Genomic DNA, 7785 nt, shown 5'->3' with positions numbered 1-7785 from the left:
GGCGGGCGTCGCGGCGAGGGGGCGGGGAACCGAGGCCCGTGCGCTCTCCCGCCGTACGGCGAATCTCTCGTCGGCCGGCATTGTCGCTGTCCCCTCCACTGCTCGTGCCCGGGGCCCGTGACCCCGGGCGCGGAGGCCCGGTCGGTCAGGCGCTCTGGTCGGCGCGTGCGCGGACCGCGTCCGCGAACGCCTCGCCCCGCTTGTTGTAGTTGGTGAACATGTCCATCGAGGCACAGGCCGGGGCCAGCAGTACCGTATCGCCCGGCCGGGCGAGTTCGGCCGCCCGTGCGACCGCTTCGGACATGGCCCCAGTGTCGGTGCGGTCGAGGTCGACCACCGGGACTTCCGGGGCGTGTCGCGTCAGGGCTTCGTGGATCAGGGCACGGTCGGCGCCGATCAGCACGACCCCGCGCAGCCGCTTCGCGGCGCCGGTGACCAGCTCGTCGAAGGTGGCGCCCTTGGCGAGGCCGCCCGCGATCCAGACGATGGAGTCGTAGGCGGCCAGCGAGGCCTCGGTGGCGTGGGTGTTGGTGGCCTTGGAGTCGTCGACGTAGGCGACTTCGCCGATGTCCGCGACGTGTTCGATGCGGTGGGCGTCGGGCCGGAAGGCGCGGAGCCCGTCCCGTACGGCGGCCGGTTCCACGCCGAAGGCGCGGGCGAGAGCGGCGGCTGCGAGGGCGTTGGCGATGTTGTGCGGGGCGGGCGGGTTGACGTCGGTTACCTCGGCCAGCTCCAGGGCCTGCTTCTGGCGGTTGGCGACGAACGCCCGGTCGACGAGGATGCCGTCGACCACGCCGAGCTGGGAGGGGCCGGGGGCGCCGAGGGTGAAGCCGATGGCCCGGCAGCCCTCTTCGACGTCGGCCTCGCGGACCAGGTCCTCGGTGGCCGGGTCGGACACGTTGTAGACGCAGGCCACGGTGTTGCCCTCGTAGACGCGGCCCTTGTCGGCGGCGTACGCCTCCATCGAGCCGTGCCAGTCGAGGTGGTCGGGGGCCAGGTTGAGGACGGCGGCGGAGTGGGCGCGCAGGGAGGGCGCCCAGTGCAGCTGGTAGCTGGAGAGTTCGACGGCGAGGACGTCGTACTCCGTCTCGCCGAGCACCGCGTCCAGCAGCGATACGCCGATGTTGCCGACGGCCGCGGTGCGCAGGCCCGCCGCCTCCAGGATGGAGGCCAGCATCCGTACGGTGGTGGTCTTGCCGTTGGTGCCGGTGACGGCGAGCCAGGGCGCGGCCTTGCGGCCGTTGGTGCCCCTCAGCCGCCAGGCGAGTTCGACGTCGCCCCAGATGTCGACGCCCGCCTCGGCGGCAGCCAGGAAGAGCGGCTTGTCCGGCTGCCAGCCGGGGGCGGTGACGACGAGTTCCGTGGACGGCGGCAGGGTCGCGCCGTCGCCGAGGCGCACGGTGATGCCGAGCGCCTCCAGTTCGGCGGCCTGCGCGCGGGCGCGTTCGTCGTCGCCGTCGTTGACGACGGTGACGAGCGCGCCGCGCTCGTGCAGGGCGCGGGCCGCGGGGATTCCGCTGACGCCGAGCCCGGCGACGGTGACGTGCTTGCCCTGCCAGTCCACGGTGCTCACTTCTTGGCTGCCCATCCCGCGTAGAAGAGGCCGAGGCCGACGATCACGCACATGCCCTGGATGATCCAGAAGCGGACCACGACAAGGACCTCGGACCACCCCTTGAGTTCGAAGTGGTGCTGGAGCGGCGCCATGCGGAACACACGCTTGCCGGTCATCTTGAACGAACCGACCTGGATGACCACGGACATGGTGATCATCACGAAGAGGCCGCCGAGGATGGCGAGCAGGAACTCGGTGCGCGACAGGATCGCGAGGCCCGCGAGCGCGCCGCCGAGGGCGAGCGAGCCGGTGTCGCCCATGAAGATCTTGGCGGGCGAGGTGTTCCACCACAGGAAGCCGAAGCAGGCGCCCATCAGGGCCGCTGCGACGACGGCGAGGTCGAGCGGGTCGCGTACCTCGAAACAGGCGCTGGGGTTGGTCAGGTTGTCCGCGTTGGCGCAGGACTCCTGGAACTGCCAGAGGCCGATGAAGGTGTAGGCGCCGAAGACCATCACGGAGGCGCCGGTGGCCAGTCCGTCGAGGCCGTCGGTGAGGTTCACGCCGTTGGACATGGCGAGGATCATGAACAGGGCCCAGACGCAGAACAGCACCGGGCCGATCGACCAGCCGAAGTCCTCGACGAACGAGAGCCGGGTGGAGGCCGGGGTCTGGTTCATGGAGTTGGGGAACTGGAGCGAGAGCACCGCGAACGCGATGCCGACGATCAGCTGTCCGGCCATCTTCGCCTTGGCCCGCAGGCCGAGCGAACGCTGCTTGACGATCTTGATGTAGTCGTCGAGGAAGCCGACGAGGCCCATGCCCGCCATGAGGAAGAGCACGAGGACACCGGAGTAGCGGATGTCCTCACCCGTGATGATCTTCGCGAGGAGGTACGCGATGATCGTCGCCAGGATGAAGGCGATGCCGCCCATCGTGGGCGTGCCCTTCTTGCTGCCGTGGGTGCGCGGGCCGTCGTCCCGGATGAACTGCCCGTAGCCCTTGCGGGCCAGCAGCTTGATCAGCAGCGGGGTGCCGACCAGGGTCAGGAAGAGCCCGATGGCCCCCGCGAAGAGGATCTGCCTCATCGGCCGGCGACCTCGCCCTCGGTCGAGTTCTCCAGCAGTGCCTGGGCGACCTTCTCCAGGCCGACCGACCGGGACGCCTTCACCAGCACGACGTCTCCCGGGCGCAGTTCACTGCGCAACAGGTCGACGGCCGCCTGTGCGTCGGACACGTGCACCGACTCCTCACCCCACGAACCCTCGTTATATGCGCCCAGTTGCAGCCAGGAGGCTTCTCTCCCCCCGACAGCGACGAGCTTGCTGACGTTGAGCCGGACGGCGAGCCGTCCGACCGCGTCGTGCTCGGCGAGCGACGCGTCACCGAGCTCGGCCATCTGACCGAGCACCGCCCAGGTGCGCCCCCCGTCGCCCTGCCGGGCCTGGCCCATGGCAGCCAGCGCACGCAGTGCGGCTCTCATGGATTCGGGGTTCGCGTTGTAGGCGTCGTTGACGACCGTCACACCGTCCCCGCGCTCGGTGACCTCCATGCGCCAGCGGGAGAGGGAGCCCGCCTCCGAGAGCGCATCGGCGATCTCGGAGGCGGACATGCCCAACTCATGGGCGACGGCGGCCGCGGCGAGCGCGTTCGACACGTGGTGCTCACCGTACAGGCGCATGGTCACGTCGCTGCACCCGGTGGGTGTGTGGAGCTCGAAGGCGGGCCGCCCGTCGGGGGTCATCCGGACCTTCTCGCCCCGTACGTCCGCTTCGGGGGCCTCTCCGAAGAGCAGGACGCGGGCCTTGGTGCGCGAGGCCATCGCGCGTACGAGAGGGTCATCCGCGTTGAGCACGGCGCAGCCGTCCTCGGGCAGGCCCTCGACCATCTCGCCCTTGGCCTGGGCGATGGCCTCGCGGCTGCCGAACTCGCCGAGGTGCGCGGAGCCGACGTTGAGGACCAGGCCGACCCGGGGCGGGGTCAGCTCGGTGAGGTAGCGGATGTGGCCGATGCCGCGGGCGCCCATCTCCAGGACCAGGTGCTCGGTCTCGGCGGTGGCGGTCAGGGCGGTGAGCGGCAGCCCGATCTCGTTGTTGAGGGAGCCGGGTGTCCAGACGGTCGGGCCGTGGCGCTGGAGGAGCTGGGCGATCAGGTCCTTGGTGGACGTCTTGCCCGCGGAGCCGGTGAGGGCGACGACGCTGGTGCCGAGGCGTTCGACGGCGGCCCGGGCGAGGGCTCCGAGCGCGCCGACGACATCGTCCACGACGATCGCCGGGACGCCGACGGGGCGGGCCGCCAGGACGGCTGCCGCGCCCGCCTCGACGGCGCGCTGGGCGTAGTCGTGGCCGTCGACCCGTTCGCCGGCGAACGCGGCGAACAGGCTGCCGGGCGCGACCTCGCGGGAGTCGATGACGACGGGCCCGGTCACGGTGACTGCCGGATCCGGTATGTCGTGCGGCTGCCCGCCGACGATTTCGGCGATCTCGGCGAGGGAAAGGGTGATCACTTGGTCATCCCTGACTGTTGTTCTCGTGGTGAGGGGCACGGTCGGCGCCGGGGTGCGCCAGGGACCGCTCGATGGCTGCGTGCAGGACCTTGCGGTCGTCGAAGGCGCGGACCACTCCGTGGATGTCCTGGCCCTGTTCGTGCCCCTTGCCCGCGACGAGGACGGTGTCGCCCGGTTCGGCGCGGGCGACGGCGGCGGCGATGGCTGAGGCGCGGTCGGCGTCGACGAGCACGTCGCCGCGTTCGTGGACGGGGACTTCGGCGGCGCCGGAGAGCATCGCGGCGAGGATCGCGAGGGGGTCCTCCGAGCGGGGGTTGTCGGAGGTCAGGACGGCGGTGTCGGCGAGCCGGGCCGCGGCGGCGCCCATCGGGCCGCGTTTGGTGGTGTCGCGGTCGCCGCCGCAGCCGAGGACGATGTGCACCTGGCCCTCGGTGACCTTGCGCAGGGAGCGCAGGACGGACTCGACGGCGTCGGTCTTGTGCGCGTAGTCGACGACGGCGAGGTAGGGCTGTCCGGCGTCCACCCGCTCCAGCCGGCCGGGAACCCCGGGGACGGCGGCGACGCCGTCGGCGGCGATCTGCGGGTCGACGCCCGCGACGGCCAGCGTGACGATCGCGGCGAGGGTGTTGGCGACGTTGAACGGGCCGGGCAGCGGGGCGCGGGCGGTGATGCGCTCGCCCTTGGGGCCGACGGCGGTGAAGGTGCTGTCCTGCGGTCCGACCTCGACGTCCTCGGCGTGCCAGTCGGCGTCGGGGTGGCCCTCGGCGGAGAAGGTGGTGACCGGGACGCCGGACTCGGTGATGAGCCTGCGGCCGTACTCGTCGTCGAAGTTGACCACGCCGCGGTGGCTGCGCTCGGGGGTGAAGAGCTGCGCCTTGGCCTGGAAGTAGTCCTCCATGCCGGAGTGGAACTCCATGTGCTCCGGGCTGAGGTTGTTGAAGACGGCGACGTCGAAGACGCAGCCGTCGACCCGGCCCAGCACCAGGGCGTGGCTGGAGACCTCCATCGCGACGGCCTCGACGCCGCGTTCGCGCATGACGGCGAACAGGGCCTGGAGGTCGGTGGCTTCGGGGGTGGTGCGCTCGGACTTGATGCGCTCGTCACCGATGCGCATCTCGACGGTGCCGATCAGCCCGGTGGGGCGTCCGGCGGCGCGCAGTCCGCCCTCGACGAGGTACGCGGTGGTGGTCTTGCCGGAGGTTCCGGTGATGCCGATCTGGAGGAGGCCGATGCCGGGCCGTCCGTAGATGTCGGCGGCCAGCTCGCCCATCACGGCGCGCGGGTCCTCGGCGACCAGGACCGGCAGGCCGGTGGCGGCGGCGCGTTCGGCGCCGGTGGGGTCGGTGAGGACGGCGACGGCGCCGAGGCCCGCGGCCTGGGCCGCGAAGTCGGCGCCGTGCATACGGGCGCCGGGCAGGGCCGCGTACACGTCACCGGGTCGCACGGCCCGTGAGTCGTGCGTGATGCCGGTGACTTCGCCGTCCCCGGCCGCTTCGACGCCGAGCCGGTCGGCCAGCTCGCCGAGAGGGGTGGGCCGGAGCCGGTCCGGTCGGGGCGCTCCCGGGTAGGTCACAGGCGCGTCCTTCTGAGAGGTTTGGGACTGATCAGCGTGGGGCACGGCGGTGAGCGTACCGGGCCGGTGGTGGCTCTCGCTAAGCGAGGCACCCTGGTTCCGGCGGTTCTCGTTCCGGTTCCCGGGGTCGGGGGTGATCGATGTCACTGAGGGTTCCCTTGGAGGAGATGCTCGCGCATCTCCGTGTTCACTCGCCGGGTTTGAAGGACACCGGCAGCCGGGGCGGCTTGCTGCCGGACGGTGGGGTCTGGAGCGTCTTGAGTGCGAACTCCATGACCTGCTTGTAGATCGGGCCGCAGATCTGGCCGCCGAAGTAGCTGCCCTTGGTGGGGTTCTGGATCGCGCAGTAGACGGTGACCTGCGGGTTGTCGGCCGGGGCGAAGCCGGCGAAGGAGGCGGTGTAGCCCTTGTAGACGCCGCGGACGGGGTCGACCCGGTTGGCGGTCCCGGTCTTGCCCGCGACCCGGTAGCCCGGGATGGCGGCCTTGGTGCCGGTCCCTTCCGTGTCGTCGACGACGGACTCAAGCATGGTCGCCAGGGTCTTGGCGGTCTTCTCGCTGACGACCCGGCTCTCCTCGGGGGCGTCGGCCGGGGTGAAGCGGCCGTCGGAGCCCTTGGTGCCGCGTACGAGGGTGGGTGCGACCCGTACGCCTCCGTTGGCGACCGTGGAGTAGACCGAGGCGGCCTGGACGGCGTTGATGGAGAGGCCCTGGCCGAAGGGGATCGTGTACTGCTGCGAGGTCGACCAGTTCTTCGGGTGGGCCAGCAGGCCGGGCGACTCGCCGGGGTAGCCGAGGCCGGTCTTCTTGCCGAGGCCGAACTTCCGCAGGTAGTCGTAGAGGACCTTGTTCGACTCCGCCTGGGTCTTGCCGAGCTGACCGGTTGCCAGGATGGTGCCGATATTGCTGGACTTGGCGAGGACGCCGTTGAGCGTGAGGTACCAGGTGGGGTGGTCGACGTCGTCCTTGAAGAGGCGGTCGCCCCGGTGCAGCCGGTTGGGGACGGTGACATGGGTGCCGGGGGTGGCCGCCCCCTCCTCCAGCACCGCGGCGATCGACATGACCTTGCTGGTGGAGCCGGGCTCGTACACGTCCTGGAGGGCCGCGTTGCCGAGCTGGGCCGAGGTGGCCTCGGAGAGGTCGTTGGGGTCGTAGCCGGGCGAGTTGGCCATGGCCAGCAGCTCGCCGGTCTTCGTGTTCTGCACGATGACGTAGCCGCGGTCGGCCTTGGACTTCTCGACCTGGTCGCTGATGGCCTTCTGCGCGGCCCACTGGATGTCGCGGTCGATGGTCAGCTCGATGTCGGAACCGGGCACGGCCGGGATCTCGCTGCTGCCCGCGGTGGGCACCCGCCGGCCGCCTGCCTGGGCGTAGCGGATCTTGCCGTCCTCGCCCGCGAGCTCCTTGTTCAGCTGCGATTCGAGGCCGCCGCCGCCCTTGCCGTCGGCGCTGACGAATCCCAGTATCCCGGCGGCGAGGTCCCCGTTGGGATAGACCCGCTTGGTGGTCGGCTCCTGGAGGACACCGGCCAGGACGTTGGCTCCCGGCCCGCCCTTCAGCTTGTCCTCGGACGCCTTCTCGGCGAAGACGGCCTTGAGGTCCTTGATCTGCTTCCAGACCTGGGGGGTCTGCCGGTAGGCGAGGATGGTGTAGCGGAGCTTGGGCTTCGAGAGCTTCTCGACCAGCTCGTCGACGTCCTTGCCGAGGATCGGGGCGAGCAGCGCCGCGGCCTGCTGGGGCGCGTCGGGGGCGTTGCTCTCCTCGGGCGTGAACAGCTTCGGGTCGGCCGTGATGTTGTGCGCGTCGACGCTGGTGGCGAGCGCCACGCCCTTGCGGTCGGTGATCTCGCCGCGCTCGGCGGCGACCGTGTACTCCTGGTAGCGGTTCTTCTCGGCCTTCGCCGCGTAGGCGCTGGCGTCGACGGCCTGGACCTGGAGCAGCCGGGCCACGAAGGCCAGCATGACCAGCGTCAGCCCGAGGCCGACGAGCCGGAGCCGGGGGCGCGGGCTACCGAGGCGCAGGGAGCGGGGTGCGGTGCCGCGCCGGGTGGTGCGCCCCGGGGCGGCCGGCCGCCCCCGGCGACCCGAGGGAGGCGGCACGCCCATGTCCTCAGCGGAGCCCACCGAAGCGGAGCCGACCGAAGCGGAGCCGACCG

Annotated in this window: 5 protein-coding genes; all 5 read right to left on the bottom strand. The window is 71.3% G+C overall.

Annotated elements, in window-relative coordinates:
• Nucleotides 1-145: 145 nt before the first annotated feature.
• The 5 genes from murD to JS521_RS31325 are packed head-to-tail and all read right to left on the bottom strand — an operon-like array spanning nt 146 to nt 7735.
• Entirely contained in the window at nt 146-1588 is a 1443-nt protein-coding gene (gene murD, locus JS521_RS31345) for a UDP-N-acetylmuramoyl-L-alanine--D-glutamate ligase (protein ID WP_205086306.1), read from the bottom strand.
• A complete protein-coding gene (gene mraY, locus JS521_RS31340; protein WP_032761615.1) occupies nt 1570-2640 on the bottom strand; it encodes a phospho-N-acetylmuramoyl-pentapeptide-transferase in 1071 nt (356 codons plus the stop codon). Before mraY ends, murD begins: the two co-directional genes overlap by 19 nt.
• Nucleotides 2637-4058, bottom strand: coding sequence for a UDP-N-acetylmuramoyl-tripeptide--D-alanyl-D-alanine ligase (locus JS521_RS31335; RefSeq protein WP_205086305.1), 1422 nt, complete (start codon nt 4056-4058; stop codon nt 2637-2639). The genes mraY and JS521_RS31335 overlap by 4 nt, the downstream gene beginning before the upstream one ends.
• A gap of 4 nt (nt 4059-4062) precedes the next feature.
• Entirely contained in the window at nt 4063-5778 is a 1716-nt protein-coding gene (locus JS521_RS31330; protein WP_372448634.1) for a UDP-N-acetylmuramoyl-L-alanyl-D-glutamate--2,6-diaminopimelate ligase, read from the bottom strand.
• 40 nt (nt 5779-5818) lie between these two features.
• Entirely contained in the window at nt 5819-7735 is a 1917-nt protein-coding gene (locus JS521_RS31325; RefSeq protein ID WP_275564239.1) for a peptidoglycan D,D-transpeptidase FtsI family protein, read from the bottom strand.
• Nucleotides 7736-7785 lie beyond the last annotated feature (50 nt).

This window comes from Streptomyces durocortorensis, from assembly GCF_016901035.1.
Taxonomy (GTDB): domain Bacteria; phylum Actinomycetota; class Actinomycetes; order Streptomycetales; family Streptomycetaceae; genus Streptomyces; species Streptomyces durocortorensis.
The sequence above is the reverse complement of the archived record's forward strand: the minus strand, read 5'-3'. Positions and strand labels throughout refer to the sequence as shown.